The organism is Sphingomonas lacusdianchii, assembly GCF_022664395.1.
GTDB classification, from domain to species: domain Bacteria; phylum Pseudomonadota; class Alphaproteobacteria; order Sphingomonadales; family Sphingomonadaceae; genus Sphingomonas; species Sphingomonas lacusdianchii.
Genome location: NZ_JAKRET010000012.1, coordinates 111608 through 137879 on the forward strand (window position 1 = coordinate 111608; position 26272 = coordinate 137879).

General features: G+C 67.1%; 21 protein-coding genes and 2 pseudogenes. 17 read left to right on the forward strand and 6 right to left on the reverse strand.

Annotation, left to right across the window (positions count from 1 at the left end):
• Positions 1–78: 78 nt before the first annotated feature.
• Both fucP and dacB read left to right on the forward strand, forming a co-directional pair.
• On the forward strand, positions 79–1383 hold the full coding sequence (gene fucP, locus MF607_RS16125) for an L-fucose:H+ symporter permease (protein ID WP_242120644.1): 1305 nt from the start codon (positions 79–81) through the stop codon (positions 1381–1383).
• Positions 1384–1391: 8 nt separating this feature from the next.
• Positions 1392–2792 (forward strand): D-alanyl-D-alanine carboxypeptidase/D-alanyl-D-alanine endopeptidase, encoded by a 1401-nt coding sequence (gene dacB / locus MF607_RS16130; RefSeq protein WP_242120647.1) that lies wholly within the window; start codon positions 1392–1394, stop codon positions 2790–2792.
• 262 nt (positions 2793–3054) lie between these two features.
• On the opposite strand, the gene MF607_RS16135 is transcribed toward dacB, so the two are convergent.
• The gene (locus MF607_RS16135; protein ID WP_242120650.1) at positions 3055–3984 is read right to left on the reverse strand and encodes a DUF808 domain-containing protein; all 930 of its coding nucleotides are present in this window, start codon (positions 3982–3984) and stop codon (positions 3055–3057) included.
• Between the two features lie 370 nt (positions 3985–4354).
• Here MF607_RS16135 and MF607_RS16140 point away from each other — a divergent pair, with 370 nt between their 5' ends.
• From MF607_RS16140 to MF607_RS16150, 3 genes are all read left to right on the forward strand, one after another.
• The gene (locus MF607_RS16140) at positions 4355–6025 is read left to right on the forward strand and encodes a methyl-accepting chemotaxis protein (RefSeq protein WP_431311963.1); all 1671 of its coding nucleotides are present in this window, start codon (positions 4355–4357) and stop codon (positions 6023–6025) included.
• A 436-nt stretch (positions 6026–6461) separates the two neighbouring features.
• Positions 6462–8477 (forward strand): HAMP domain-containing methyl-accepting chemotaxis protein, encoded by a 2016-nt coding sequence (locus MF607_RS16145; RefSeq protein WP_242120652.1) that lies wholly within the window; start codon positions 6462–6464, stop codon positions 8475–8477.
• 64 nt (positions 8478–8541) lie between these two features.
• Positions 8542–9705, forward strand: coding sequence for a carbohydrate porin (locus MF607_RS16150; protein WP_242120654.1), 1164 nt, complete (start codon positions 8542–8544; stop codon positions 9703–9705).
• Between the two features lie 3 nt (positions 9706–9708).
• On the opposite strand, the gene MF607_RS16155 is transcribed toward MF607_RS16150, so the two are convergent.
• Positions 9709–10764 carry a glycosyltransferase family 4 protein gene (locus MF607_RS16155; protein ID WP_242120656.1) on the reverse strand — a complete coding sequence of 352 codons (1056 nt, stop codon included), beginning with the start codon at positions 10762–10764 and terminating at the stop codon, positions 9709–9711.
• Entirely contained in the window at positions 10761–11699 is a 939-nt protein-coding gene (locus MF607_RS16160) for a UDP-2,3-diacylglucosamine diphosphatase (RefSeq protein ID WP_242120657.1), read from the reverse strand. The genes MF607_RS16155 and MF607_RS16160 overlap by 4 nt, the downstream gene beginning before the upstream one ends.
• A 213-nt stretch (positions 11700–11912) precedes the next feature.
• Between MF607_RS16160 and MF607_RS16165 the strand changes: the two genes are divergently transcribed.
• From MF607_RS16165 to MF607_RS16180, 4 genes are all read left to right on the forward strand, one after another.
• Positions 11913–12599 (forward strand): class I SAM-dependent methyltransferase, encoded by a 687-nt coding sequence (locus tag MF607_RS16165; RefSeq protein WP_242120659.1) that lies wholly within the window; start codon positions 11913–11915, stop codon positions 12597–12599.
• Between the two features lie 31 nt (positions 12600–12630).
• Positions 12631–13242, forward strand: a complete 612-nt coding sequence (locus MF607_RS16170; protein ID WP_242120662.1) for a hypothetical protein — start codon at positions 12631–12633, stop codon at positions 13240–13242.
• Positions 13243–13697: 455 nt separating this feature from the next.
• Positions 13698–13901 (forward strand): hypothetical protein, encoded by a 204-nt coding sequence (locus MF607_RS16175; RefSeq protein ID WP_242120664.1) that lies wholly within the window; start codon positions 13698–13700, stop codon positions 13899–13901.
• 18 nt (positions 13902–13919) lie between these two features.
• Entirely contained in the window at positions 13920–14114 is a 195-nt protein-coding gene (locus MF607_RS16180; RefSeq protein WP_242120666.1) for a hypothetical protein, read from the forward strand.
• Between the two features lie 13 nt (positions 14115–14127).
• Here MF607_RS16180 and MF607_RS16185 read toward each other — a convergent pair whose 3' ends face one another.
• Positions 14128–15780, reverse strand: a complete 1653-nt coding sequence (locus tag MF607_RS16185; RefSeq protein ID WP_242120668.1) for an aminotransferase class III-fold pyridoxal phosphate-dependent enzyme — start codon at positions 15778–15780, stop codon at positions 14128–14130.
• A gap of 35 nt (positions 15781–15815) precedes the next feature.
• Between MF607_RS16185 and asd the strand changes: the two genes are divergently transcribed.
• On the forward strand, positions 15816–16736 hold the full coding sequence (gene asd / locus MF607_RS16190) for an archaetidylserine decarboxylase (RefSeq protein WP_242120670.1): 921 nt from the start codon (positions 15816–15818) through the stop codon (positions 16734–16736).
• A gap of 366 nt (positions 16737–17102) precedes the next feature.
• Here asd and MF607_RS16195 read toward each other — a convergent pair.
• Together MF607_RS16195 and MF607_RS22950 are read right to left on the reverse strand one after the other, a co-directional pair.
• Positions 17103–17360, reverse strand: a pseudogene (locus MF607_RS16195) (flagellin); the annotation flags it as partial.
• A 906-nt stretch (positions 17361–18266) separates the two neighbouring features.
• A pseudogene (locus tag MF607_RS22950) lies at positions 18267–19157 on the reverse strand (flagellin N-terminal helical domain-containing protein); the annotation flags it as partial.
• 234 nt (positions 19158–19391) lie between these two features.
• Here MF607_RS22950 and MF607_RS16210 point away from each other — a divergent pair.
• Genes MF607_RS16210 through MF607_RS16240 form a run of 7 tightly spaced genes read left to right on the forward strand, consistent with a single transcriptional unit; the run spans position 19392 to position 26249 of the window.
• Positions 19392–20660 (forward strand): sigma 54-interacting transcriptional regulator, encoded by a 1269-nt coding sequence (locus tag MF607_RS16210; protein WP_242120672.1) that lies wholly within the window; start codon positions 19392–19394, stop codon positions 20658–20660.
• Entirely contained in the window at positions 20657–21022 is a 366-nt protein-coding gene (fliE, locus tag MF607_RS16215) for a flagellar hook-basal body complex protein FliE (RefSeq protein ID WP_242120674.1), read from the forward strand. Before MF607_RS16210 ends, fliE begins: the two co-directional genes overlap by 4 nt.
• A 1-nt stretch (position 21023) precedes the next feature.
• Positions 21024–22733 (forward strand): flagellar basal-body MS-ring/collar protein FliF, encoded by a 1710-nt coding sequence (gene fliF / locus MF607_RS16220; RefSeq protein WP_242120676.1) that lies wholly within the window; start codon positions 21024–21026, stop codon positions 22731–22733.
• Positions 22730–23737 (forward strand): flagellar motor switch protein FliG, encoded by a 1008-nt coding sequence (fliG, locus tag MF607_RS16225; protein WP_242120678.1) that lies wholly within the window; start codon positions 22730–22732, stop codon positions 23735–23737. Before fliF ends, fliG begins: the two co-directional genes overlap by 4 nt.
• Positions 23730–24506, forward strand: a complete 777-nt coding sequence (locus tag MF607_RS16230) for a FliH/SctL family protein (RefSeq protein ID WP_242120680.1) — start codon at positions 23730–23732, stop codon at positions 24504–24506. Before fliG ends, MF607_RS16230 begins: the two co-directional genes overlap by 8 nt.
• On the forward strand, positions 24500–25828 hold the full coding sequence (locus MF607_RS16235) for a FliI/YscN family ATPase (RefSeq protein WP_242120682.1): 1329 nt from the start codon (positions 24500–24502) through the stop codon (positions 25826–25828). The genes MF607_RS16230 and MF607_RS16235 overlap by 7 nt, the downstream gene beginning before the upstream one ends.
• Positions 25821–26249, forward strand: a complete 429-nt coding sequence (locus tag MF607_RS16240; RefSeq protein ID WP_242120683.1) for a flagellar export protein FliJ — start codon at positions 25821–25823, stop codon at positions 26247–26249. Before MF607_RS16235 ends, MF607_RS16240 begins: the two co-directional genes overlap by 8 nt.
• Positions 26250–26272: the final 23 nt, after the last annotated feature.

Here is a 26272-nt window from a genome sequence, read left to right on the forward strand (position 1 = left end):
TCATGCGGCGTCTCGAAGGACCGTTAGCGCTAACAACAACAAGAATGAACCCGGAAATCGCCGGGCAGAGAGGAAGTCATGCCGATCCCGACCATTACCGCTCCGCCGCCCGATACAGCACCCGACCATGGCGGGCATCGGTTCATCACGCCGGGGTTCGGTGTCGGTTTCGCGGTGGTGGTCAGCCTGTTCTTCCTCTGGGCGATCGCGAACAACTTCAATGACATCCTGATCCGCCAGTTTCAGAAGGCGCTGGCGCTGAACCGCGCGGAGGCCGGATTCATCCAGTTCGTCTTCTATCTCGGCTATTTCCTGATGGCGCTGCCGGCCGGGATCATCATGCGGCGCTTCGGCTATCGTGCCGGTATCCTTGCCGGGCTGGGGCTGTACGCGGTCGGCGCGCTGCTCTTCTATCCGGCCGCGGAGTTGCGGGAATATGCCGGGTTCCTCGGGGCGTTGTTCGTGCTCGCGGCGGGGGCGGCATTCCTCGAAACGGCGGCCAATCCGTATATCGTCGCGTTCGGCGATCCGGCGCGGGCGGAACAGCGACTCAATCTGGCGCAGGCGTTCAACGGGTTGGGCGGCGCGATCGCGCCCAGCATCGGCGCGCTGTTCATTTTTTCCGGCGTCGAACATGACCGCGCGACGCTCGACGCAATGGCCCCTGCCGCGCTCGAAGCCTATCGCGCCGGCGAGGCGCAGATGGTGCAACTGCCCTATCTGGTGCTCGCCGGGGTCGTGACGGTCATCGCCATCGCGGTGGCGCTGGTCCGCCTGCCCGAACTCGCGCACGACACGCGCGGCGGCACGCTGGCGGGATTGAAGTCGGTGATCGGCGTCCGGACGCTGCGCTGGGCGGTGGTCGCGCAATTCTTCTATGTCGGGGCACAGGTCGGGGTATGGAGCTTCTTCGTCGATTTCGTGAAGACGCTGAGCCCCGCCACGCCGGAGCGCGAGGCGGCCTATCTGTTGTCGGTCAGCCTGGCACTGTTCCTCGCCGGGCGGCTGGTCGGCACGTTGCTGATGCAGAAGATCGCGGCGACGCGGCTGCTGGCGGGATTTGCCTTGGCGAACATCGTGTTGACGCTCCTCGCGGCGCTGGCCGGCGGCATGGTCACGATCGGGGCGCTGCTGCTTACCGGTTTCTTCATGTCGATCATGTTCCCGACGATCTTTTCGCTGGGGGTACGCGATTTGGGACCGCAGGCGACGCTGGGCGCGCCGCTGATCGTGATGGCGATTATCGGCGGGGCACTATTCCCCCCGGCTATGGGGTTGTTGAGCCACGATATCCTGTCGATCCAGACCGCGATGCTAATACCCTGCCTGTCGTTCGCGGTCGTGCTGGCGTTCGCGCTGGCGATGCGGAGGAGGGCAGCATAGGAGGACGCATGCGATACCGGCGAGCGGGAATGGCGGGGGCGGCGCTGTGGCTGAGCGCGGCGGCACCCGATCCCGGGGTCGAGGCGGCGGTCCGCGCGGCGCTGGCGCAGGCGCCGGCGGGCACCCGGTTCGGGCTGGTCGTGCGCGATGCGGCCGGCATCGAGCAGGTGGCGATCACCCCCGATGACCGCTTCGTACCTGCTTCGAATACCAAGATTTTCACGACCATCGCCGCCTTTGCCAACCTGGCCGTGGATGGGCCGGACAGCGCGCGGACGGGGGTGCGGATCGAGGGGCGCGACGTGGTGCTGGTCGGGGCCGGCGATGCGCGGCTGTCGTCGGCGGAGGACTGCGCAAGCGACTGTCTTGCCACGCTGGCCGATGCGGTGGCGGCGCGCACGCGGTCGGTCGGGGACGTGATCGGCGACGACAGCGCCTTTCCCGACCAGCGCTGGTCGCCGGGCATGGGGTGGAACAATATCGTCACCCGCTATGGCACCGGCATCTCCGCGCTGACGCTGGACGACAACGAACTGGCGCTGACCGTAGGGGTCGTCGACGGCAAGGCGGTGGTAAGCGGTTCGGATTATTACCGGATCGACAACCGGCTGCGGGTCGGTGCAACCGGTGCGATCGGCTATGACCGGATGCCGGGCAGCGACGTGCTGCGGGTGTCGGGGACGGTCGCGAAGGGGGCGAGCGAGCGCATCCGGGTGGGGATCGACGACCCGGCACATTATGCCGCGTGGAAGTTGGCGAAGGTGTTACGTGCAAGGGGGGTGCGGGTGACCGGCGAGGTAAGGGTGCGGCACCGGCCCTATGTGGCGGCGGAGGATGGCGGGGTCGTCCAGCGTGGCGTTTCGCCGCCGATGTTGACACAGACGCAGCCCGGACCGCTGATCGAGGACGTCGCGGTCACCAACAAGGCCAGCCAGAACCTGCACGCCGAATTGCTGCTGCGCCGCGTCGGCGCGGTCGAGGGGAGCGGGTCGATCGCCGATGGGCTGAAGAAAGTCAGCGTGATCATGAGCTTGGCCGGCGTGCCGCGCACCGCATGGGATTTGTCCGACGGGTCGGGCATGTCGACCTATAACCGGGTGACGCCGCGGGCGATGGTCGCGCTGCTGGGCTGGGCGCAGGCGCAACCTTGGGGCGCGGCGTGGCTGGAGACGCTGCCGGTCGGGGGCGTCGACGGCACGCTGGCACGGCGGTTCAGGGGTACGGCGCTGGCGGGGAAGCTGCGCGCCAAGACCGGGTCGTTGGCAGGGACGTCGGCGCTGGCGGGAACGATGACCGCCGCCAGCGGGCAGACGCTGACCTTCGCGCTGTACGCCAACGATATTCCGGAAGGGACGTCGGCAACGGCAGCGATGGATGCGGCGTTGCTGGCGGTGGCGGCGGGGTTGTAGGGGCTGATTGGCGCTCGGTCCGTTTGTTCTGAGTAGCCCCTGAACTTGTCGAAGGGGCGTATCGAAGGACCCGCGCCAAAGGTACTTCGATACGGGTCTTCGACAGGCTCAGCCCCTACTCAGCACGAACGGATGAGGATCGTGCGACCTTATCTCAACGCCTGAGTGTCGGGTCGAACGGGCGTGGCTCAAGTAACCCGTTCTCTACGGACGCTTCTCGACAGGCTGGAAGCTGCTCGAACCAAACGGGTTTTGTTTATCCTCAATGCTTGCGGGGGATGACGTGGAGCACGCCGGCGATGATCGCGCCGATGACGATGCCGACCACCGCCGACAGCGCGGCGTTGACGATCCAGTTCACCACGCCGCCGATCGCGGGCAGCGCCTCCGCCGCATGATGCGCGGTGTCGTGGATCAGGTGCGGCAGGGCGACGACGCCGAATTCCTCCATCCCATGGACGATGATCTGCCCGCCGACCCACAGCATCGCGGCGGTGCCGATCAGCGCCAGCACCTTCAGCAGCACCGGCATCGCCTTTACCAGTCCGCGCCCGATCGTCTGCGCCAGTGCCCCCGACCGGCGGGCCAGCGCGAGGCCGATATCGTCCATCTTCACGATCAGCGCAACGACGCCGTAGACGCCGAGAGTGATGGCGATACCGACCGCCGCCAGCACCACCGCCTGCATCCACACCGGCATGTCGGGCAGTTCGTTGAGCGCGATGATCATGATTTCCGCCGATAGGATCAGGTCGGTGCGAATCGCGCCGCTTACCTGCGTGCGCTCCAGCTCGGCCGGGTCGGTGGTGGTCGCCGCTTCCTCCGCAGCATGGCCGCCGAGCCAGGGGGCGAGGATCTTCTCCGCCGCCTCGAAACACAGGAACGCGCCGCCCGCCATCAGGATCGGGGTGATCGCCCAGGGCGCGAACACCTTCAGCAACAGCGCGGCGGGCAGCAGGATCAGCAGCTTGTTCTTGAGCGATCCCAACGCGATCTTGCCGATGATCGGCAGTTCGCGCGCCGGCGACAGGCCGACGACATAGCGCGGCGTCACCGCTGCATCGTCGATGACCACGCCCGCCGCCTTGGCCCCCGCGCGGCTGGCCGCCGCGGTCACATCGTCGAGCGACGCCGCCGCCAGCTTCGCGATCGCCGCGACGTCGTCGAGCAGTGCCACCAATCCGCCAGCCATTGCCTGTCCCCTGTTTCCTTAATCCGACCGGTAGCGTCAGCTACTGCACAACGCCACGGAAAGCGGCTCGCAAATTCTTCCCTTAACGATTTGGGCGCAGAAAGGCGCGGTCGGTACCGGAACATCGTTCTAAACGATCGTAACAAATCATTGCTCGACCATCGCTTTGTCCGTGACGATCATCCGACGGACGTTCGCGGCAGTAGGCGATGCGATTGCTAAACCCGCGCAACCTTAACATCCCTTGGGCAATGGTTAAGATCTCAACAAACAATTCTTAAGTCCATGACATTTACGCCGCAATACGGGGAGCTTGAGACTACCAGATATTCTGGTGTCTGGTTTCCGCATTATTGCGGGAGGGAACGATATGCGTACGACAATCAAGATGAAGCTGATTAGTACATTTTCCGTCGTTATACTAATGCTTATCGGCATTGTCGCCTACAGTATCCATACCATGGGAACCCTGAACGGATCGATGAGCAATCTGGTCGACGATTCAGCGACGATGCTCTACAATATCCAACAATTCAACGATGCCATGAATTCCGCGGTTATCGCCGGCAAGAATATCGTTCTGACCGACGATCGGCAGCAGATCGTGGCGCAAAGCGACGAACTGAAGCGTCAACGGACCCGAGCCGATGAATTGATCGCGCCGACACCCGAATCCGCGAACGATGTCGAAAAGGCCATGCTCGACAAGATCCGGACGGCATGGGCAGCCTACAAGATTGCTGCCGATCAAGCGATTGCCCTTAGTATGCAGAACAAGAAACAGGAGGCCGCCGCGATATCGACTGGCGAGGCCCGTGATACCGCCGAAGAAGCCGGCAGCCTGGTCGATCAGATGGTCAGCCGCCAACGTCAGGAAATGACCGAGGCGGATCATGCCGGCGACGCGCTATATGATCGCTCGCGGACCCTGCTCATGGTGCTGGCGCTCGGCGCACTGGCGGTGGCGATCGGCGGAGCGACCTGGGTCTGCCTGGTGGTGTCGCGCGGGTTCAAGCAGTTGTCGAACGCACTGGACACGGTGGCAGGCGGCGATCTGACCCAAACAATCGAGGTTCGGAGCAACGACGAGATCAAAGACCTGGTCGAAACCACCAATGCCATGATCGAACGCCTGCGCGGCGTGGTGGGCGACACCACCACTGCGGCGCAAAATGTCGCCGCCGGCAGCCAGCAGCTTTCCGCTTCGTCCGAACAGGTCAGCCAGGGCGCGACCGAACAGGCCGCCGCAGCCGAGGAAGCGTCGGCGTCGATGGAACAGATGGCCGCCAACATCAAGCAGAACGCCGACAATGCCGCGCAGACCGAGAAGATCGCGCGCCAATCGTCGAAGGACGCCGAAGCCAGCGGCGTCGCGGTCGAGCGTGCGGTCGGGGCGATGCGGACGATCGCCGAGAAGATCGGCATCGTGCAGGAAATCGCCCGCCAGACCGATCTGCTGGCCTTGAACGCGGCGGTGGAGGCGGCGCGCGCCGGCGAACATGGTCGTGGCTTCGCGGTGGTCGCGTCGGAAGTCCGCAAGCTGGCCGAGCGAAGCCAGACCGCTGCCGCTGAAATCAGCGCGGTGTCGGGCGACACGGTCCAGGCGGCGGCGCAGGCCGGCGAGATGCTGACCAGGCTGGTGCCCGACATCCGCCGTACCGCCGAACTGGTGGCGGAGATCAGCGCCGCGTGCCGCGAACAGGATCTCGGCGCGGGGCAGATCAATCAGGCGCTACAGCAGCTCGATCAGGTCACGCAGCAGAACGCGTCGGCTTCGGAACAGATCACCTCGACCTCCGAGGAACTGGCCGGACAGGCGGAGGAACTGCAACAGAGCATCGCCTTCTTCCGCGTCGATGACAAATCGGCTGCAACCGCCAAGCGTCCCGCCGCGCGCAAGTCGAAGGCGAAGCCGGCCGCCGCGCCGAAGGCCAAGCCCAATTCGGTCGCCGACCAGCAGGCCCGTGCCCGCGGTTTCGCGCTCGATCTGGCGCAGGGCGGACCCGATAGCGACGATGCGGCGTTCGGCCGTGCCGCCTGAACGCTGATCCGCCGCCGCCTGGGCGCGGCGGCGATCGGAACGAAGACCCCGTAATGGATGGCGGGCGACTTGGCAAAGTCGTCCGCCGTTCGCGTTTCGATCAGGCGCTTTGCCGATGAGGTGACGACCAATTACAAAAAAGTACGTTAACCGTAGGTGGACCATCTGCCATCTGCGCCATTGGCTATAATTTTGACCGCAGCGCACCAAGTCACTGGCTCACCATCCTTTTCCTCACCCGCTATGCAGGATGCACTTTTGCATGCTGCCGGACAGCGCCGATCTACCCCGCCAGCACGCGTCCAAATCGGTCATCACGTTAAGCTTGGTTCGATTTCACCTAATGACCGTCCAACCAATTGTTAAAATCGTTTGCGGCATTCCATTCCCGTGCCCTTTCCAACGGGGTTTGGCTTTGCAGCAACGGGAATATATCATGCGCGCTACGATCAGAATGAAACTGGGGTCGACCTTCGCGGTCGTCCTTCTGTTGCTGGCGATCGTCGTCGGCTTCAGCGTCATGCAATTGTCGACCTTGAGCGGTGCGATGGGCAGGCTGGTCGACGATCCGGCAGCAGCGCTCGACCGTATCCAGCAGTTCGACGATGCGTCGAAGTCGGCAATGATCGCCGAAAAGAACCTTGCGCTGAGCAACGACCCGCAGATCGAAGCGGCGCAGTTGGCAAATCTTCGCAAGTTCCGCGCCATTGCCGACGATATCATCGCCAAGGCGCCGCCAATGGCCGATGCCGCTGACATTGAACAATATAGCAAGGTCCGCGCCATCTGGGAGGATTACAAGACCGCCGCCGACAAGGGCGTCGAACTGGCGCTGGCCGACAAGAATCTCGAGGCCGGGCAGATTTCACTGGGGGCGGCGCGCATCGCCGCCGAAAAGACCCGCGCGCTGGTGGGCGAGATGGTCGAACGGCAGCGCGAGGAGATGAAGCGGGCCGATGCTGAGGGCGACGCGCTATATGCCACTTCGCGCACCTGGCTGATCGTGATCGCGGTGGTGGCCTTTGCCGTGGCGATCGCCGGCGCGCTGTGGATCAGCAGGATCGTGGCGCAAGGGTTGCAGCGGGTCGGCGCGGCGCTCGACGCAGTGGCGATCGGCGACCTCGACAACGAAGTCGTCATCACCAGCAATGACGAAATCCGCGAACTGGTCGACACCGTCAACCGCATGACGGTGGCGCTGCGCAAATCGGCGGCGCTGGCCGACACGATCGCGCTGGGCGACCTGTCGGTCGATCACAAGCCGCTGTCGGACAAGGACAAGCTGGGCTTTGCGATGGTGTCGATGGTCGAGGGGCTGCGCAAGTCCGCGGCGCTGGCCGATACGATCGCGCTGGGCGACCTGTCGGTCGATCACAAGCCGCTGTCGGACAAGGACCGGCTGGGCCATGCGATGGTGTCGATGGTCACCGGGCTGCGCAAGTCGGCGGCATTGGCCGACACGATCGCGGGCGGCGACCTGACCGTCGATCACACGCCGCTGTCGGACAAGGATCAGCTGGGCCATGCGCTGGTGACGATGGTCGGACGGCTGCGCACCGTGGTCGGCGACGCTTCGGCCGCTGCCGACAATGTCGCGGGCGGCAGCCAGGAACTGTCGGCCTCGTCCGAACAGGTCAGTCAGGGCGCGACCGAACAGGCCGCCGCCGCCGAGGAAGCATCAGCGTCGATGGAAGAAATGGCCGCCAACATCAAGCAGAACGCCGACAATGCCGCGCAGACCGAGAAGATCGCGCGCCAGTCGTCGCAAGATGCCGAAGCCAGCGGTGTCGCCGTCGAACGTGCGGTCGGCGCGATGCGGATCATCGCCGAAAAGATCGGCATCGTGCAGGAGATCGCCCGCCAGACCGACCTGCTGGCGCTGAACGCGGCGGTCGAGGCGGCTCGTGCGGGCGAACATGGCCGCGGCTTCGCGGTGGTCGCGTCGGAAGTCCGCAAGCTGGCCGAACGCAGCCAGACCGCTGCCGCCGAGATCAGCGCAGTGTCGGGCGACACGGTGCAGGCGGCGGTGCAGGCCGGCGAGATGCTGACGCGGCTGGTGCCTGATATCCGCCGGACCGCCGAACTGGTGGCAGAGATCAGCGCCGCGTGTCGCGAACAGGATATCGGCGCGGGGCAGATCAATCAGGCGCTGCAACAGCTCGATCAGGTCACGCAGCAGAACGCGTCGGCTTCGGAACAGATCACCTCGACCTCCGAGGAACTGGCCGAACAGGCGGAGGAACTGCAGCACAGCATCGCCTTCTTCCGGGTCGAGACGACCGGCGCGGCGGCGAAGCAGCGCAAGGACCGCAAGCCGGCGCGACGCAAGCCGGCGGCAAAGGCGAAGCCGAACACGGTCGCCGACCAACAGTCCCGCGCCCGTGGCTTCGCGCTCGACCTGCAGCAGGGCGGCCCGGATCCGCACGACGACGCCTTCGACCACGCCGCCTGACCCTTTTCGCCGGTCGCCACCCGTTGCGGCGGGTGGCGACGCGCAACCGACAGGAGCAACCGCCATGTTCCGCGCGACGATCCTCGGGCTGACCGCCCTCGCTTTTGCCAGCATGTCCGCCGCCGTTCGCGCACAGGACGCCGAACCGGCATCGGCGCTGTCGATCGATTTCGCCTATAAGGGCGATGTCGTCGGCGTGGCGGCGGGCGGGACGCGGGGCGTGCGCTACCTCGACAATATCGACCTGCTCGCCGCGCTCGACCTCGACCGCGCGGTCGGGTGGCAGGGCGGCAGCGCGTTCGCGAGCCTGCTCAACAATCTGGGCGGGCGGCCGAACGATCTGGCGGGCACGTTGCAGGGGGTGAACAATATCGAGGTCGGGTCGCCCGACCTGTTGCTGTACCAGGCGTGGTTCCAGCAGAATTTCGCCGGCGACCGGCTGTCGGTGCTGGTCGGCAAATATGACCTGAACAGCGAATTCTATTCGGGCGAGGCAGCGGCGCACCTGATCGCGCCGGCATTCGGCATCGGGTCGGAACTGGCCGCGACCGGGCCGAACGGGCCGTCGATCTTTCCGCGCACCGACCTCGCCATCCGCCTGCGCGCCGCGGACGATCGCCATTATGTGCAGGCGGTGGCGATCCGCGCGCCGCGCGGTACCGCCGATACCGGGCGCGACCGATCGACGCTGTTCGTCGCCGAGGGCGGGTTGCAGGGGCGCACCGCGATCGGCATCGGCGGCTGGGCCTATAGCCGCCGCCAGCCGCGCATCGTCCCGCCGGGCGTGACGCTGGCCGAGGGAACGGCCGCGTCGCACGGCGTCTATCTGCTGGTCGAACAGGATCTGGCGGGACAGGCCGACCAGCCGGGCCATTGGCGCGCCTTTGCCCGCGCCGGGCTGTCCGACGGGCGGACGACGCCGTTTGCGGGCGGGTTCCAGTTCGGCCTGACCGGACGCGGCATCGTACCCGCGCGGCCCGACAGCCAGCTGTCGATCGGCGTGGTCAGCGCCGACCTGAGCACCCCCTATCGCCGTGCCAATCCGGCGGGCGAGCCGGCGCTGACGGGGTCGGAGGGGATGGTCGAGCTGACCTATAGCGACCGGATCGCGCCGTTCCTGACGCTGCAACCCGATGTGCAATATGTCCGCCGGCCCGGGGGGTTGCGCGACGTCGACGATGCGCTGGTGCTGGGGCTGCGGGCGATCGTCGAGTGGAAGGCGATGTAGCGCCTATGCCGGCACCGCCACACCCTGCGGCGTGAGGCCGGCGTCGACCAGATTGCCGACGAACTGGTCGGTGCAGTGCGACCAGCAATATCGGGTGCCGATGCGGACGCACGCGTCGCGGTCGGCGGTCAGTGCCAGCCGTACCGCCGCCGCCAGATCGGCGTCGAGCGCCCCGATGCGGTCGCTGCCGCCGCCCGTGCCGTCCAGCCCGATCACGTCGAGCGGCCCCGGCACCGGATAGGCGGCGACCGGGGTGCCGCAGGCCAGCGCCTCGATCATCACGAGGCCGAAGGTGTCGGTGCGGCTGGGAAAGACCAGCACGTCGGCGGCACGGTACGCGGCGGCGAGGCCCGCGCCCTGCTTCACCCCGATAAACTGCGCCAGCGGATAGCGGCGTTCGAGGTCGGCGCGCGCCGGGCCGTCGCCGACCAGCAGCTTGGCGCCCGGCGTATCGAGCGCCAGAAACGCCTCGATATTCTTTTCGACCGCGATGCGCCCGACATGGAGCAGGATCGGGCGCGGCAGCGTCGCGACGTCGAGCCGCGCGCCATCGGGCTTGAACAGCGACAGGTCGACGCCGCGCGACCAGCGCCTTGTATGGGCGATGCCATGGTCGTGGAGCGAGCCGGCGACGCGCGCGGTCGCGGTCATCACCGCGCTGGCCGCCGCGTGGAAACGGCGCAGGAACGGCCAGAACAAGCCGGCGGGCAGATGCGTGCGCATCGCCAGATAGTCGGCGAAATTGGTGTGGAACGAGGTGGTGAAGCGCAGCCCCCGCATCCGGCACCAGCGCCGCGCCGCCCAGCCGAGCGGTCCTTCGGTGGCGATATGGATCGCATCGGGGTGGAAGGCGGCGATGCGGCGACCGAGTTCGGGACCGCAGCCGAACGCAAGCCGGATTTCGGGATAGCCGGGACAGGGCCGGGTGGCGAAACCGTCGGGCGTGAAGGTTTCGACGACATGGCCGCGTTGCTGCAGGCGGCCGATCGTCGTCTGCAACGTGCGGACGACGCCATTGACCTGCGGGCTCCATGCGTCGCTGACGATGGCGATCCTCACGCGGTGGCGACCGCCCGGCCGGCTTCGGCAGCCTTGCCGTTCGCCTTCGCCAGTTCCTTTTCCCAGGTCAGCGCACGCCAGTCGATCAGCGACAGCGCGCCGGCATGATCCTCGACCAGCGCGGTGCAGCTTTCGACCCAGTCGCCATCATTATAGTACATGATATCGCCGATCTGGCGGATCTCGGCGGTATGGATATGGCCGCACACCACGCCGTCGACGCCATGTTCGGCGGCGGCATGGGCCACGGTTTCCTCGAACCGGCCGATGAAGTTGACCGCGTTCTTCACGCGATGCTTGGCATAGGCCGACAGCGACCAATAGGGCAGGCCGAGCTTGCGGCGGGTGAAGTTCCAGACGCTGTTGGCCTTCAGCAGTGCGGTATAGGCATGGTCGCCGAGGAAGGCGAGCCACTTGGCATAGAGCACCACGCCGTCGAACTTGTCGCCGTGCAGGACCAGCAGGCGGCGGCCATCGGCGGTTTCGTGGATATCCTCCTCGACCATTTCGACGCCGCCGAATTCGAGGCCGGTATAGTCGCGAAACGCCTCGTCGTGATTGCCGGGGATGTAGATGACGCGGGTGCCGCGGCGGGCGAACTTCAGGATCGAGCGGATGACGTCGTTATGGCTCGACGGCCAGTACCAGCCGCGCCGGATCTGCCAGCCATCGACGATGTCGCCGACCAGATACAGCGTCTCGCATTCGAACGAATGGAGGAAGTCGACCAGTTGCGTGGCGCTGCATCCCGGCGTGCCGAGATGGACATCGGAGATGAAGACGGTGCGGTACGATTTCTTAGGCCCCTCGGCCTGATAGCTTTGCGGGTCGTTGATCCAGTCGGGAATCTTGCGCGCCAGCGACTTGATCGGCGACCGTTTGCCGCAATCCTTTTCCGACCGGTGTTCCGTCCGGGATACAAATGCCGTCGTCATCGTATTTCCCCACGATAGTGGATCGGACGTCCGTCCTTGCGATGGCGAACCCTGTATAGCGCCACCGCGACAATAGTATTTCGCGCGTGTGACGCTCGCTCTCATCAAACTGAAACCTTGCTGACACGGGTACGACATTGCCCTGTCATCGACCGGCGTCATTGTGGCTGGCCAGACAAGCCCGGCGCGGCACTGGACAAGGAAACTCACGGATTGGCTCAGGAATTGAACCGCCTCGGCGTGGCGAGCGCCTATGATCGCTGGGCGCCGATCTACGATCTGGTCTTTGGTCCGGTGTTCCGGCGCGGGCGGCGGGCCGCGATCGATGCCGCCGAAACGGTCGGCGGGCGCATCCTCGAAGTCGGCGTCGGCACCGGCATCTCGCTGCCGCATTACCGGCACGACAGCCGCATCACCGGCATCGATATCGCCGACCAGATGCTCGACAAGGCGCGCGACCGGGTACGCCGGCTGAAGCTCCATCATGTCGAGCGGATCGCGATCGGCGATGCCGAGGCGCTCGACTTCGCCGACGCCTCGTTCGACGTGGTGGTCGCGCAATATGTCGTGTCGGCGGTGCCGCATCCCGACCGCGCGCTCAGCGAGTTCCTGCGCGTGGTGCGGCCCGGCGGGATGATCGTGATCGCGACCCGGCTGGGCGCGGAAGCGGGGGTGCGCGCCAAGATCGAGCGCGCGCTGATGCCGATCACCAGCCGGCTTGGCTGGCGGACCGATTTCCCATGGGCGATCTATGGCGACTGGGCGGCGCGCAACCCGCAGGCAGAACTGATCGAGCGCCGCCCGCTGCCCCCGCTCGGTCATTTCTCGCTGGTCTGCTTCCGTCGCGCGGTCGACGGGCAGGACAATCATCCGACACCGGCGCACGCCGCGACCGCCTGAACCAAAACCCTTTTCATCAAAGGCTTATTCGATGCCCGGATTCAAGGAAGCGCTGAAGGAACAGCGGTGGGACGATCATCGCTATTACCATCACAGCATCATCAACCAGGCGCTGCACTTCGTCAGCGCAACGACGTTCCTGATCGCCTATGTCGTGGTGTGGATCGACCCGGCGGTCGCCAGCCTGCTGGGCTGGCTGGTGGCGATGACCGCGCGGCAATCGGGGCATTTCTTCTTCGAACCCAAGACCTACGACCATGTGAACCAGGCGACGCACGAACATAAGGAAGAGATCAAGGTCGGCTATAACCTGTTCCGCAAGGTGGTGTTCATGGGGCTGTGGGCGGCGACGCCGATCCCGCTGCTGCTCGACCCGACCTTCTTCGGGGTGTTCGAGCCGCATGTCGGCTTTGTCGGCTTCCTGCGGCATCTGGCGCTGCTGTGGCTGGCGTTCGCGGTCGGGGGCCTACTGTTCCGGGTGGTGCAGCTGTTCGTACAGCGCGACGTGATGACCGGGCTGGTATGGGCGACCAAGATCGTCACCGATCCGTTCAACGACTTCATCCTGTATCGCAAGGCGCCGGTGCAGTTGCTGAAGGGCGCCCGGATCGACACGGATTTGCAGGAAGCGGCGCGGCACTAAGCGCCGGGCAAGGCGTAGCAATGCTACGTCGAGCCTTCAGGCGCGCCCGGGGCACGATCGACCTTGACGCCGGCTTTGCCCGTGACGGGACCTGAAAACAAACGCTTTTCCGGAACAAGTTCACAAAGTTCACACTCGCGACCGGTTTGCCGACACGGCAGACCGGTCGTTGCGTTTGGGGAGCAGTCGGACAAAGAGAAAGAACGGACGAGAGAATGACAGTTGCCGCCCGTGTAGGACAGCATAAACCCGCCGCGGCCATCTGGTTTGCCGACGCCGGAACCCCATATAGGACTCGGCCTGCCGACACCCGTCGAACGGCCCTGCTACCGGCGCCGGCCGGTCGACCCTATCCGCGTGACCCGGCTGGTCCGCATGCTCGAAAAAATGAACGGATCTGCATGCAGGACGATTGGCGACGGGGCGTTGCGCCCTCGGTTACGACTTCGCGGGCGATGAATGTCAGCATTGCGCAGGCCGATGTGGTGGCGCTGTGTAACAAGCACGCAGCATCGATCAGCGCGATCGAGACGCTGCATTCGGGCGGAACGCGCGTCGTGCTGCAGAACAACGACGCGGCCGAGACGATGCGCAAGGCGTTCGGCAAGAAGATCATGGCCGGCACGGTGGTGCGAACGCCGTGGGTGCGGAACGTCTGAACCGACGGACCGCATCGCATGACCCGCGATACCCCGGCGCTGGCCCGGGCGATCGAACTCGCCGCGACGGGTGAGTATATCTCGGTGAACCATATCCGGCAGGCGCTGCGCCGCGAAGGCTATACCAGCCTTGCGCAGGACCTGGCGGGTCCGGTGGCGAACCGGGCGATCATCGACGCGTTGCAGGCGGCCAGTGCCGCCCGCGACCGATAGCGGCGGGGGTCGCCTATCCCCGCCCCAGCCGCCGCGCCAGCGTTTCCCGAAGCACCTGTCGCCGCAGCAGCTTGTTGGTGATGCCGGGCGCGCTCCACCACCAGCCATCGGCGGCACAGGCCTGTGCCGCCTTCACGAAGCGGGCGACGACCTCGGCGAAGGCTGCGTCGTCATAGTTCAGGCTGAAGATCAGGCGGCCGGTGCCGACCCAGCTTAGCGCGAGGCCCTCGGCCCGGGCATAATATTGCAGCATCCAGTTGTAGCGCGACGGCACGGTGTAGAGGATCGTCCACACCGTCTGCATGCCGGCGGCACGGACCGGCAGGTCGGCGGCCGCCATCGCCGCGTTGAACTGCGCAAGCCGCGCGTCCCAGCGGTCATCGACGTCGGCGTACATCGCCTGCACTTCTACGCTGTCGAGGCGTTCGAGGAACACGTCCATCGCCCCCATCACATAGGGGTGCGCATTGAAGGTGCCGCGCGCGAAGCAGATATCGGCGGGCGCTTCCGGCTTAAATCGCCGCATCAGGTCGGCGCGGCCGCACACGACGCCGATGGGCAGGCCGCCGCCCAGCGTCTTGCCGTACGTCACCATGTCGGGCTGCACCCCGAACGCCTCTGCCATGCCGCCCTTCGCCAGTCGGAAGCCCATGAAGACTTCGTCGAAGATCAGGACGATGCCCGCGCTGGTGCACACGTCGCGCAGCCTGACAAGCCAGTCGCGATAGGCGGCGCGGTCGAGATGGGCCGAACGGCTGCTGTCGACCAGCGTCCCGTCCGACGGCGCGCCCCGGTTCGGATGCATCGCCTGCAAGGGGTTGACCAGCACGCAGGCAATATCCTTGCGGGTGGCGAGGACGTGCAGCGTGCGGTCGGACAGTTCGGACAGGGTCAGCGTATTGTCGGCCGGGGTCGGGTTGCCGATGCCCGGCTGCACATCGCCCCACCAGCCATGATAGGCGCCGGCGAAGCGCACCACGCGGCGGCGGCCGGTATGATAGCGGGCGAGGCGCACCGCCTGCATCACCGCTTCGGTGCCCGACATGTGGAACGACACCTCGTCCATGCCGCTGATCGCGCGCAGCCGGGCGACATTGGCGGCGATGACGGGATGATAGGTGCCGAGGACGGGGCCGAGATCGGCGACGCGCGCGGCCCCTTCGGCAATGCACGCCTTGTAGAAATCATGGCCGAACAGGTTCACGCCGTAGGAGCCGGCAAGGTCGTAGAAGACATTGCCGTCAAGGTCGGTGGCGGTGACGCCCGACGACGACAGGTAGAAGGCACCGGTGGCGAGGCGTTCGCGGACCAGCCGGCTGAACTGGAACGGTACGCGGTAGCGGCCGGTGAATTGCAGGTCCGACAGCCCTTCGCGCAATTCCTTCGTCGCGGCGACGGTCTTGGCGAAGCGCGCTTCGTAGCGTGCCGACAGGCGCTCGAAGCCGGCGCGGCGCTGGGCCGCGACCTCCGGGGGTGCGTCGTCGGCGGCGAAGAAGCGGGCGTCGTCATAGTCGTAAAAGGCGATTTGCCGCGCGATCCGCTGTCCCCAGCGGACATGCCCGGTCAGCGAGCCGTGCTTGGCGCGGCTGAGCGCGAGGCGGGCGCGGCCCTTGGTAGCGACGAGACCGGCGGTGCCGGCGGCGAGGACGATGGCGAGTGGCGTCATGACTGACGCGAATATGACGCGATCGGGAAATATTGATGACGGCCATGGACGATATCCGCCCCGCCCCGCCCGCCCCCGCCGCCCCGGCCTTGCCACGCTGGATCGCGAAGCTGACCGACATCGAATCGGTCAATTATGCGCTGACCAACTGGCTGCCCCGGCGCAGCGCGACGCAGGCGATGGGGTGGCTGAGCAAGGTCGAGCAGCCGCTGGTGGCAAAGGCGTCGATCGCGCTGTGGCGCACCTTCTGCGACGTCGACCTGTCCGATGCGGCGGAGGCGACATGGCCGTCGCTGCACGCCGCGTTCATCCGGCGGCTGCGGCCGGGGGCCCGGACGTTCCGGGCGGACGCGCAGCAACTGTCCGCGCCATCGGACGGGATCATCGTCGCCAGCGGGCGGATCGCCAGCGACAGCATCGTGCAGGCCAAGGGGCGGCGCTATTCGATCGCCGAGCTGACCGGGGGCGAGGGCGAGGCGTATATCGGCGGCAGTTTCGTGACGCTGCGGCTGACGGCCGGCATGTATCACCGGTTCCACAGCCCGCAGGACGCGGTGGTCGAGCGGGTGCGCTATTTTCCGGGCGACTGTTTCAACGTCAATCCGCCGGCATTGAAGCGGGTCGACCGGCTCTATTGCCGCAACGAACGCGCGACGGTGCGGCTGCGGCTGGACGACGGGACGCCGGTGCTGCTGGTGCCGGTGGCGGCGATCCTCGTCGCGGCGATCCGGCTGACCTTCCTCGATACCGTCCGGCTGCTGCGCGAACGCTCCGACCCGGTCGCGACGCTGGCGACGCCGGTCGCGCAGGGCGAGGAGATGGGCTGGTTCGAACATGGGTCGACGATCGTGATGCTGACGCCTGCGCCGTTCGTGCTGGCGGACGGGGTACAGACCGGCGACCGGGTGCGTGCGGGGGATGTGTTGTTCGACCGGGTGGTGATCGAGGAGATCTGACGCAGCGGTCTCGCGCAGGCGGGAATCCATGGCCGCCATGGTTTCCAATAGAGCAGCGGCCCTGGAAACCGATTCATCCCAATCGAACCAGACGTCATTCCAGCGCAGGCCGGGCGGGGATAGGGCGGCAGTGGCGGCAGGGGAGCGTCCCGTCTGCGGCCAGCCCCCTCCACCACCGCTTCGCGGCGGTCCCCCTCCCCGCGGCGCGGGGAGGATTTGGGGGTGTGCTATATATAGAGTCGGTCGCCGTGCGCCGGACGCCGAAAACCCCCGGCAACGTTTCCGTCGCCGGGGGCCGGTCCCGTTACCGGGAGGACCGCTGCCGCCGCCTTCATGCAAGGGGGAACGGCGGCAGCGGAGCCGGGATTAGCCGAGCAGCTTGAGCACGCCCTGCTGCGACTGGTTGGCCTGCGCCAGCATCGCGGTCGATGCCTGGCCGAGGATCTGCGCCTTGGCGAGCGCGGTCGATTCCGACGAGAAGTCGGTGTCTTCGATGCGGCTGCGGGCTTCCTGCAGGTTGGCCGAGGTGGTGGTCAGGTTGTTGACGGTTACCTGCAGACGGTTCTGCACGGCACCGAGGTCACCACGGATCGACGAAATCTTGTCGAGCGCCTTGTCGATCGCGGTCATCGCCACCGAGGCATTCGCCTGGCTGGTGACGTTCAGCGCGCCACCGACCATCCCGTCGGAACCGCCCTGTGCGGCGAGACCGACCTTGCCGAGCGAGGCGGTCGAACCTTCGACACGGATTTCCGCGCCCGTGTCCGACTTGAGTTCGACACGACCGCGCAGCGTCATGCCGGCGCCGCTGCGGGCAGTCGTACCCGTGGCTGCGGTTCCATCATCACCCGAAACGCTCTTGACCATGCCCTGCGAAAGAACAGTCGCGGATGCGGCATCGGTCGGATCGGCGTCGGCAGTGCTGAAGCCGTCCTTGATGGTGATGTCGTTACCGGTCGACGAGGTCAGGATCAGATTGCCCTTGTCATCGCTTGATGCGACTAGGCCGCTGATACCCGCCTTGTTGATGTTGCCGACAACGTCCGACATAGAGATAACGCCGTCGCCGTTGCCGCCGTTGCCGGCGGTATCCGACAGCGTCACGGTAGCACCGTTGATTTCCAGCACGTTGCCGATAGCAAGCTTCGACGAGTCGAGCTTCACCGTGGCAGTCGTGGTCGCCGTGGCGGTGACGCCGCTGTCCTTGCTGACCGCGTTGATCGCAGCCGCCTTCGATGCGGCCGAGGCATCGTTCGAGCTGCCGACCGCAACACCGTTCAGCTTCAGGCTGTCGGTACCGTCGAGCGCACCAGTCCCGGTCGTCGAACCCTTGATCGACTGCGACCCCGTCGTCTCGTTCAGCCCCAGCGCCGTGAAGTCGTCGGCGGAGCCGGTCGTGCCGCGCTTAATGCTGATCGGATCGCCCTTGGCGCTGCTCAGGGCAACATAGCCGCCGTAATCACCGTTGGTGAAACCTGCCTTACCCGAGTCCGCGCCAGCGATCTTGATCGTCTTGCCCGTGTCGTTCGACAGGACGATCTTGCCTTCGTTGTTCAGCTGCGCGGTGACGCCGCCGACGTCGCGGTTTATCTTGGTGACCAGTTCCTCAGCGGTCGCGCCGGTGACAGCCGTCCCGTTGATCGTGAAGCCGCTCGCGCTGGTGACGCCGCCCTGCGCGATCGGGCCGCCGGTCAGCGTGTTGTAGGCCGATGCCGAAACGCCGGTCTGGCCGGTGTTGGTGTTGATCGCCGCCGCAACAGTGTCGGCAGTCAACGGCGTGCCCGAGCTGGCGGTCTGATCGGCGGCAAAGGCGTCCTTGCCGTTGATCTGGATGTCGGCCTTCGCGATCGTCTGGGTGGTCGCGACGTTGATGCGGCCGGTGGTCGCCTGACCTTCGACGCGGTAGCCGTTCAGGCCCAGCGCGGTCGCCGAGGTGTTGGCGAGCGAAACCGAGGTCGTCTGGCCGGCCTGCGCGCCGGTCTGGAGCGAGACGCTCTTCACGGTGCCGTCAAGCAGGTTGATGCCGTTGAAGTTGGTCTTGGTCGAGATGTCGTTGATCTGCGCGGTCAGCTGGCCGACTTCGGCCTGCAGCGACTTGCGTTCCGAGGCGCCCAGCGAGCCGTTGGCGGCCTGGCCGGCGAGTTCCTTCATGCGCTGCAGCATGTTGGTGACTTCGCCCAGCGCGCCTTCGGCGGTCTGCGCCATCGAGATGCCGTCGTTGGCGTTGCGCGCGGCGACGGCCATGGTCTTGATCTGGCTGGTCATGCGGCTGGCGATGGCGAGGCCGGCGGCGTCGTCCTTGGCCGAGTTGATGCGCTTGCCGGTCGACAGGCGCTCCATCGACATCTTCAGCGAGTCGTTCGCGGCGGTCGAGGCGTTGGCGGCGCGGAGCGATCCGATGTTGGATCCGATAACGGTCATGGGTGTGTCCTCCAGTCTGACTTCCAGCGCCCCGTGGTCCCCCCTGATGAAGCAATCGGGAACGAAGCTGCTGCCCGGAGAAACGGCACCGATTGGCGGGGCTTAAGCGGAAAAATCGGCGCCTCGCGCGCGCAGGGGAGCGCACGCGGCATACAGAGCCGAATCGGACGTCATTTTACCGGAAGTTAACCAGCCTGCCGGCAAAGAGGTGCCGTACAGGGGAATCATCAACCGATGCGCTCGATCTATCCATCCGCTGCCGTGCTCGCTTCGAAGTTCACGCTCGTGTCGTCGCTGCGCGCGCAGGGGTTCGTGCTGGCCAATGCCGGGCAGAAGCCGGGCCCGGCCGATGTGTTCCTGATCATGGAAGGCGAAGTGCCGCCGATCGCGTCGCGCACGCTGGTGCTGGCCGAGGGACCGGTCAGCGCGACGCCGTTCGCCGATGGCCGCCCCGCCCGCCTGTGCTACATCCATGCCGATACCGAATTGGCCCATGCCTTTGCCGCGGCGCTGCTGTGCGGCCGGCATGTCGCGGTCGCCGCCGATCCCGAGAGCCTCGCGCTGCAGGCGCTGGCCCGCCGCGTCGCCGCCGCCGACATCACCGTGCTGGTCAACGGCCCGACCGGCACCGGCAAGGAAGTGCTGGCGCGTACCATCCATGCCGAAAGCAGCCGCGCCGCCGGCCCGTTCATTGCGATCAACTGCGCCGCGCTGCCCGAAACCATGCTCGAAGCGATGCTGTTCGGCCATGTGAAGGGCGCGTTCACCGGCGCGGGTGCGGCGGGCGAAGGCTTCTTCCGCGCGGCGCATGGCGGCACGCTGCTGCTCGACGAGATCGCCGAGATGCCGCTGCCGCTGCAGGCCAAGCTGCTGCGCGTGTTGCAGGAACGCGAAGTCGTGCCGATCGGCGCGACGCAGGCCGAGGCGGTCGATGTCCGCGTCGTCGCCTGCGCCAATCGCGACTTGCAGGAGGAGGTCGCCGCCGGCCGCTTCCGCGCCGATCTCTATTACCGGTTGAGCGTGTTCCCGCTGTCGACCCGCGCGCTGGCGGATCGGCCGGGTGACGTCGCGGCGCTGGCGGCGGCGATGGTCGTGCGCCATGCCGCCGGCCGGGCGACGCTGCCATGGATTTCGGACGAGGCGCTGGCGATGCTGGTGCGCCACGACTGGCCGGGCAATGCCCGCGAGCTGGAGAATGTGATCCAGCGCGCGCTGCTGCTGGGCATGGGCGACCGGATCGAGGCGCAGGACATCGTGTTCGATCGCGCCGGCCCGGCCGCCGCCCCGCGCGTGGCCGAACCGGTCGCGGCGACGCTGACCAACATCGTGCAGATCCACGAATTCGCCGCGATCCGCCGGACGCTGGAGGAATGCGGCGGCAACCGGATCGAGACCGCACGACGACTGGGCATTTCGGAGCGGACGCTCCGCTACCGCCTGGCGAAGGCGCGTGAGGCCGGCGAAATGCTGACGCCCGCGCAAGCCGTGGCGGCGTCGGCATGAGCGTCGGGGGTGTCGGCGGCGCGATGGGCGTCGACCGGGTGATGCAGCTTCGTGCGCAAATCCTCGAGCGCAATCAGGCGCTGTCGAAGGCGAATGCGCAGGTCGCGGCGGCCCCCGCCCCGACGGCGGAACCGGTCAAGCCGGCCAGCTTCGCCGATACGCTGGGCGAGGCGCTGAAGGGCGTCAACGCGCAACAGAACAAGGCGAGCGACCTGTCGGCGATGTACGAACGCGGCGAGACCGTGGACATCGCCAAGGTGATGATGGCGCGCCAGCAGGCGTCGGTCGGCTTCGAGGCGACGATGCAGGTCAGGAACAAACTCTTGTCCGCCTACAAGGACATTATGAGCATGCCGGTCTGATATGGAAAACGCACTCGCCACTACCGGCGCAGGCGGCGTTCCCGCCCCCGCGGCCGCTGCCCCCGCCAAATTCGCCAACCCGCTGACCCAGATCGGCGGGATCATGAAGAACCCTGCCGTCAAGCGCAGCCTGCCGATGATCTTCATCGTCGGACTGGTGCTGTCGGCGGCGCTGGCGTGGATGGCACTGGCCACCCCGCCGCAGCGCGTGCTGTTCCCGCAGCTGCCCGACAGCGACAAGCAGGCGGTAGTCGACGCGCTGACCGCGGCGAAGATCGACAGCAGCGTCGACGATTCGGGCGGGATCACCGTCGCCGAGGATGATTATCACCGCGCCCGCATCCTGCTGGCGGGCCAAGACCTGCCCAAGGCGGCGCCGGGCGGCTATGCGATCCTCGACCAGTTGCCGATGGGCGTGTCGCGCGCCGTCGAGGGCGAGCGGCTGCGCCAGGCGCGCGAGACCGAACTGGCCAAGTCGATCGGCGAGATCGAGTCGGTGGCGGACGCGCGCGTCCACCTCGCCATGCCCGAATCCTCGGTCTTCGTGCGCGACAATGCCCAGCCGTCGGCGTCGGTCATCGTCCGCCTCGAACCCGGCCGCAGCCTCACGCAGGCGCAGGTCCGCTCGATCGTCAACCTCGTCGCCAGCTCGGTGCCGGGGATGAAGCCCGATCAGGTGACGATCATCGACCAGATGGGCGCGCTGCTCAGCAAGCCGAGCGACGGCAGCGATGCCAGCACGCTTTCGGACGAGCGGATCGACTATCAGCGCCGGATCGAGGACAAATATCGCGCGCAGCTCAACACGCTGCTGACCCCGCTGCTGGGTGCCGGCAATTTCTCGGCCGAAATCCAGGCGGATGTCGATCTGGACGAGAGCCAGGCGACGCGCGAAAGCTATGACAAGCAGGGCGTGGTCCGTGCCGAACAGGGCAATTGGCAGGGCAACACTCCCGGCGAAGCGACGCCCGGCGGCATTCCCGGCGCGCTGAGCAACACCGCGCCCGCCGCATCGACGCTGGCGACTGCGACGCCGGGTCCGGCCGGGGCAACCGTGCAGCCGGGTACGGCGCCGGGTGCCACCCCGCCGGTCAAGACCAGCGAGAATTTCAACCGCGCCTATGATCTGGGCAAGGAAGTGTCGGTGACGCGCGCCGCCCCCGGATCGATCCGGCGGCTGTCGGTGGCGGTGCTGCTGCGCGAAGCCGAAGGCGGCAAGCCGCGCACCCCGGCCGAAATTCAGCAGATCAACGACCTGGTGAAGGCGGCGGTCGGCTTCAACCAGCAGCGGCAGGACACGGTCACCGTCATCAGCCGCAAGTTCTCGCCCGATGCGGTCGCCGGCGACGTGGCGCGGCCATGGTACGATGCCGACTGGGTGCCGATGGCGGCGCGCAACGGCACCGCGCTCATCATCGCGCTGCTGGTGCTGTTCATGGGCGTCCGCCCGATGGTCAAGGCGATGAACGAGAAGCGCAAGGCCGACGCCGCTGCGGAAACCGCGCGCATCGCCGCACAGGAAGCCGCCGCGCAGGCCGCGCTCGCCGGTCCGGCCGAAGCCGCCGAGCCCGAACCGGTGAGCATGGAGATGCTGGAGAGCGCGCGCAGCTATGACGACCGGGTCGGGCTGGTCCGCGGCTTCACCCGCGACAATCCGGCACGCGCCGCGCTGGCCGTGCGCGACATGATCCAGTCGGATGCCAAGCAGTGAACGCCCCCACCCGTATCCATAGCGGCGTCGAACGCGCCGCCGTCCTGATGATGCTGGTCGGCGAGGAGGAAGCCGCCGCGATCCTCCAGAAGCTGGACCCCGAAGAGGTGCAGCAGCTGGGCAAGGCGATGTTCACCGTCGCCGATGTCAGCGAGGACGAAGTGACCGTCGTGCTCGACGATTTCGTCGAGAAGGCGCGCGAGCGGACCACGGTGGGCTTCGATCCGCGCCCGCATATCGAGACGGTGATGAACCGCGCGCTGGGTGCCGACAAGGCCGAGAGCGTGCTGGCCAAGATCACGCCGATCGAGACCGCATGCCAGATCGAGCTGCTCGACTGGATGGACGCCAGCGAGATCGTGAGCCTGATCAAGGACGAGCATCCGCAGATCGCCGCAGTCCTGCTTGCCAATCTCGACCCCGCCATCGCCGCGCAGGTGCTGGAAGGGCTGCCCGAGGCGGTACAGCCGCAGATCCTGCACCGCATCGCCAAGCTCGGCCCGATCACGCCCGAGGCGATCGAGACGCTGAAGTCGATGCTGTCGCGCCGCTCGACCGGGCGGAGCAGCGGCAGCGGCGTGCAGCTGGGCGGGGCGAAGGACGCCGCCAAGATCCTGTCGTCGGGACGCAAGGCGACCGAGAACCGGGTCATGCCGAAACTGGCCAAGATCGACCGCGACATCGCGCGCCAGATCGAGGACCAGCTGTTCGTCTTCGACAACCTGCTGGAGATGGACGACAAGAATCTGGGCGTGCTGATCCGCAACGTCGACAGCGACCTGCTGGTGCGCGCACTCAAGGGCGTCGACGAGACCGGCCGCAACCGGTTCCTCGGCTGCATGTCGGCGCGCGCCGCCGACGGCATCCGCGACGAGATCGAGGCACGCGGGCCGATGAAGCTGGCGGAAGTGCTCGACGCGCAGAAGGGCGTCATCACCGTCGCCCGCCAGCTGGCCAAGGACGGCACGATCATGATGGGCGGCGGCGACGACGACTATGTTTGAGAGCGCCCCGCCGCGCGGCACCCCGAGCGGCTTCGTCGCCGGCTTCGCCAGCCGCCATGTCGCCGCCGCCGACATCCTCGCCCGCGCCTTCGGTGCGCCCGATCCGTTCGCCGAAACGGGCGTCGTACCGGTGCGCCCCACCGACTTCGGCGCGGCGGCCCCGGCAGAGGCACCGATGCCGGGCGGCCCCAAGCATTTTCGCCCGGCCGATCCCGACAGCAACCCGACCGAGGGCTGGGACCCGTTCTGCGCCAGTGCGAGCGACGTCGCGGCCACCACGCTGGACCCGGTCGCCGAGGCGCATGCCGCCGGCTATGCCGAGGGTCTGGCCGCCGCCGCCGCCGCCAGCCAGTCCGACCAGGCGCGCGACCATGCGCTGCTGGCGCGGCTGGCAGAAGCGCTGGGCACCGCGACGCATATCGATCGCGAGGCGATGGCGACGCGGCTGCGCCAGACGGTGCTGACGCTGGTCCGGCAGATCGTCGGCGAAGTCGGCGTGTCGGCCAATCACCTCGCCGAGCGCATCGACGCCGCCGCCGAATTGCTGGCCGACAGCGCCGAATCGTCGATCCTGCGGATGCACGAGGCCGATATCCCGCTGGTCGAGGGCAAGCTGCCCAAGGCGGTGTTCCCGGTCGCCGACCCGGCGGTCGAGCGCGGCGGCTTCATCCTCGAAAGCGCGTCGACGGTGGTCGAGGACGGCCCGTCGCTGTGGCTGGAGCAACTGGGCGCCGCGATCGAAACCATACCGGTGCCCGCATCATGCTGAACCGTTTCGCCGATGATTATCTGGGGGCGCTGGCGCCGACCGGGTTCCGCCCGCGCGCGCGGGTCGCGGGGCGGCTGTCGTCCTATGACGGACTGTTGATGGAAGCGGTCGGGCTGTCGCTGCCGGTCGGGACGGTGTGCCAGGTCGGCACCGGCGACGGCGGCCATATCGAGGCGGAGGCGATCGGCTTTCGCAACGGCAAGACGCTGATGATGAACCTGGGTGGTCCCGCCCCCCTCCTGCCTGGTGCGCTGGTGCGGCCGGGCGACAAGCCGGGCGAGGCCGAGGTCGGCGAGGCGATGCTGGGCCGCGTGGTCGATGGCGCGGGCAAGCCGATCGACGGCAAGGGGCCGATCCGCGGGGCGGGCCGCTGGCCGCTGGCCGGGCGCATCCAGTCGCCGCTCGACCGTGGGCGCGTGCTGGAGCCGATGGATGTCGGCGTGCGCGCGATCAACGGGCTGCTGACCATCGGTCAGGGGCAGCGCGTCGGCATCATGGCGGGGTCGGGCGTCGGCAAGTCGGTGCTGCTCGGCATGATGGTCCGCGCCGCCAAGGCCGATGTGATCGTTGTCGGCCTGATCGGCGAGCGCAGCCGCGAAGTGTCCGACTTCCTCGAAACCAAGCTGAAGGGCGACGCGCGGGCGCGCTCGGTCGTGGTCGCGGTGCCGGCCAATCATTCGCCGGTGCTGCGCATCCGCGGCGCATTGCGCGCGACCGCGATCGCCGAGGCGTTTCGCGAACAGGGCAAGAAGGTCCTGCTCATCATCGATTCGCTGACCCGCGTCGCCCATGCCGGCCGCGAGATCGGCTTGGCGCTGGGCGAGCCGGCGTCGGCGCGAGGCTATCCGCCGAGTGCCATTGCGATGCTGCCGGGGTTGATCGAGCGGGCGGGCACGTGCGTTCGCACCGGCGGGTCGATCACAGCCATCTATACCGTGCTGGCCGATGGCGACGACAACAGCGATCCGGTGGTGGATTCGGCGCGATCGATCCTCGACGGGCATATCGTGCTCAGCCGGCAACTGGCCGAGCGCGGCGTGTATCCCGCGATCGACCTCGGGCCGTCGGTCAGCCGGGTGATGACCGATATCGCCGACCGGCCGCATCTGGCCGCCGCGCGGGTGCTGCGCCGCCATCTGGCGACGTATGAGGAAAATCGCGATCTGGTGCTGATGGGCGCATACCGCCCTGGTACCGATGCCGCGATCGACGGTGCGCTCGCCGCGCATCCGGCGGTGATGGAATATGTGAAGCAGGATTCGGACGAGATCGTGTCGCTCGACGATGCGGTCGCCGAACTGGTGGGCGTGTTCTGTGGCTGACAAGGCGAAGCGGCTGTCGCGGGTGCTGCGCGTGCGCACCATGCAGCTGAACCTGACGCAGGCCGAGGAGGCCCGCGCTGCCGCGCGCGTCGCCGACGAGATCGCGCTGCGCGACCGCATCCGCACGCTGGCCGAGGCGGTGTCGCCGGTACCGACCCCCAGCGCGACCGCCGCCGCCCTGGGCGCCGCCGCGCATTATCGCGAGCGGCTGCATGCCACCGCACAGGTCGTCGAACAGCGGGTGGTACAGGCCGATCAGGGGCTGGAACGCGCGCGATCGGCAACGATGACCGCCAAGCGTGACCAGAGTGCTGTCGAAAAGCTGCTCGAGCGCGCCCATGCCGCGCATGCCTTGCGCGAATTGCGCGCGATGGAAAATGCACCGCCGGTGCGCCGACCCAATCGGCACGATCCTTGCTGATCGACCGGTCGAACGCTTGACGG

Bases quoted from the DNA above. Each gene is read 5' to 3' on its own strand.
- fucP (WP_242120644.1), top strand. From the start codon at position 79: ATGCCGATCCCGACCATTACCGCTCCGCCGCCCGATACAGCACCCGAC.
- dacB (WP_242120647.1), top strand. From the start codon at position 1,392: ATGCGATACCGGCGAGCGGGAATGGCGGGGGCGGCGCTGTGGCTGAGC.
- MF607_RS16135 (WP_242120650.1), bottom strand. From the start codon at position 3,984: ATGGCTGGCGGATTGGTGGCACTGCTCGACGACGTCGCGGCGATCGCG.
- MF607_RS16140 (WP_431311963.1), top strand. From the start codon at position 4,355: ATGCGTACGACAATCAAGATGAAGCTGATTAGTACATTTTCCGTCGTT.
- MF607_RS16145 (WP_242120652.1), top strand. From the start codon at position 6,462: ATGCGCGCTACGATCAGAATGAAACTGGGGTCGACCTTCGCGGTCGTC.
- MF607_RS16150 (WP_242120654.1), top strand. From the start codon at position 8,542: ATGTTCCGCGCGACGATCCTCGGGCTGACCGCCCTCGCTTTTGCCAGC.
- MF607_RS16160 (WP_242120657.1), bottom strand. From the start codon at position 11,699: ATGACGACGGCATTTGTATCCCGGACGGAACACCGGTCGGAAAAGGAT.
- MF607_RS16170 (WP_242120662.1), top strand. From the start codon at position 12,631: ATGCCCGGATTCAAGGAAGCGCTGAAGGAACAGCGGTGGGACGATCAT.
- MF607_RS16175 (WP_242120664.1), top strand. From the start codon at position 13,698: ATGAATGTCAGCATTGCGCAGGCCGATGTGGTGGCGCTGTGTAACAAG.
- MF607_RS16180 (WP_242120666.1), top strand. From the start codon at position 13,920: ATGACCCGCGATACCCCGGCGCTGGCCCGGGCGATCGAACTCGCCGCG.
- MF607_RS16185 (WP_242120668.1), bottom strand. From the start codon at position 15,780: ATGACGCCACTCGCCATCGTCCTCGCCGCCGGCACCGCCGGTCTCGTC.
- asd (WP_242120670.1), top strand. From the start codon at position 15,816: ATGACGGCCATGGACGATATCCGCCCCGCCCCGCCCGCCCCCGCCGCC.
- MF607_RS16210 (WP_242120672.1), top strand. From the start codon at position 19,392: ATGCGCTCGATCTATCCATCCGCTGCCGTGCTCGCTTCGAAGTTCACG.
- fliE (WP_242120674.1), top strand. From the start codon at position 20,657: ATGAGCGTCGGGGGTGTCGGCGGCGCGATGGGCGTCGACCGGGTGATG.
- fliF (WP_242120676.1), top strand. From the start codon at position 21,024: ATGGAAAACGCACTCGCCACTACCGGCGCAGGCGGCGTTCCCGCCCCC.
- MF607_RS16230 (WP_242120680.1), top strand. From the start codon at position 23,730: ATGTTTGAGAGCGCCCCGCCGCGCGGCACCCCGAGCGGCTTCGTCGCC.
- MF607_RS16235 (WP_242120682.1), top strand. From the start codon at position 24,500: ATGCTGAACCGTTTCGCCGATGATTATCTGGGGGCGCTGGCGCCGACC.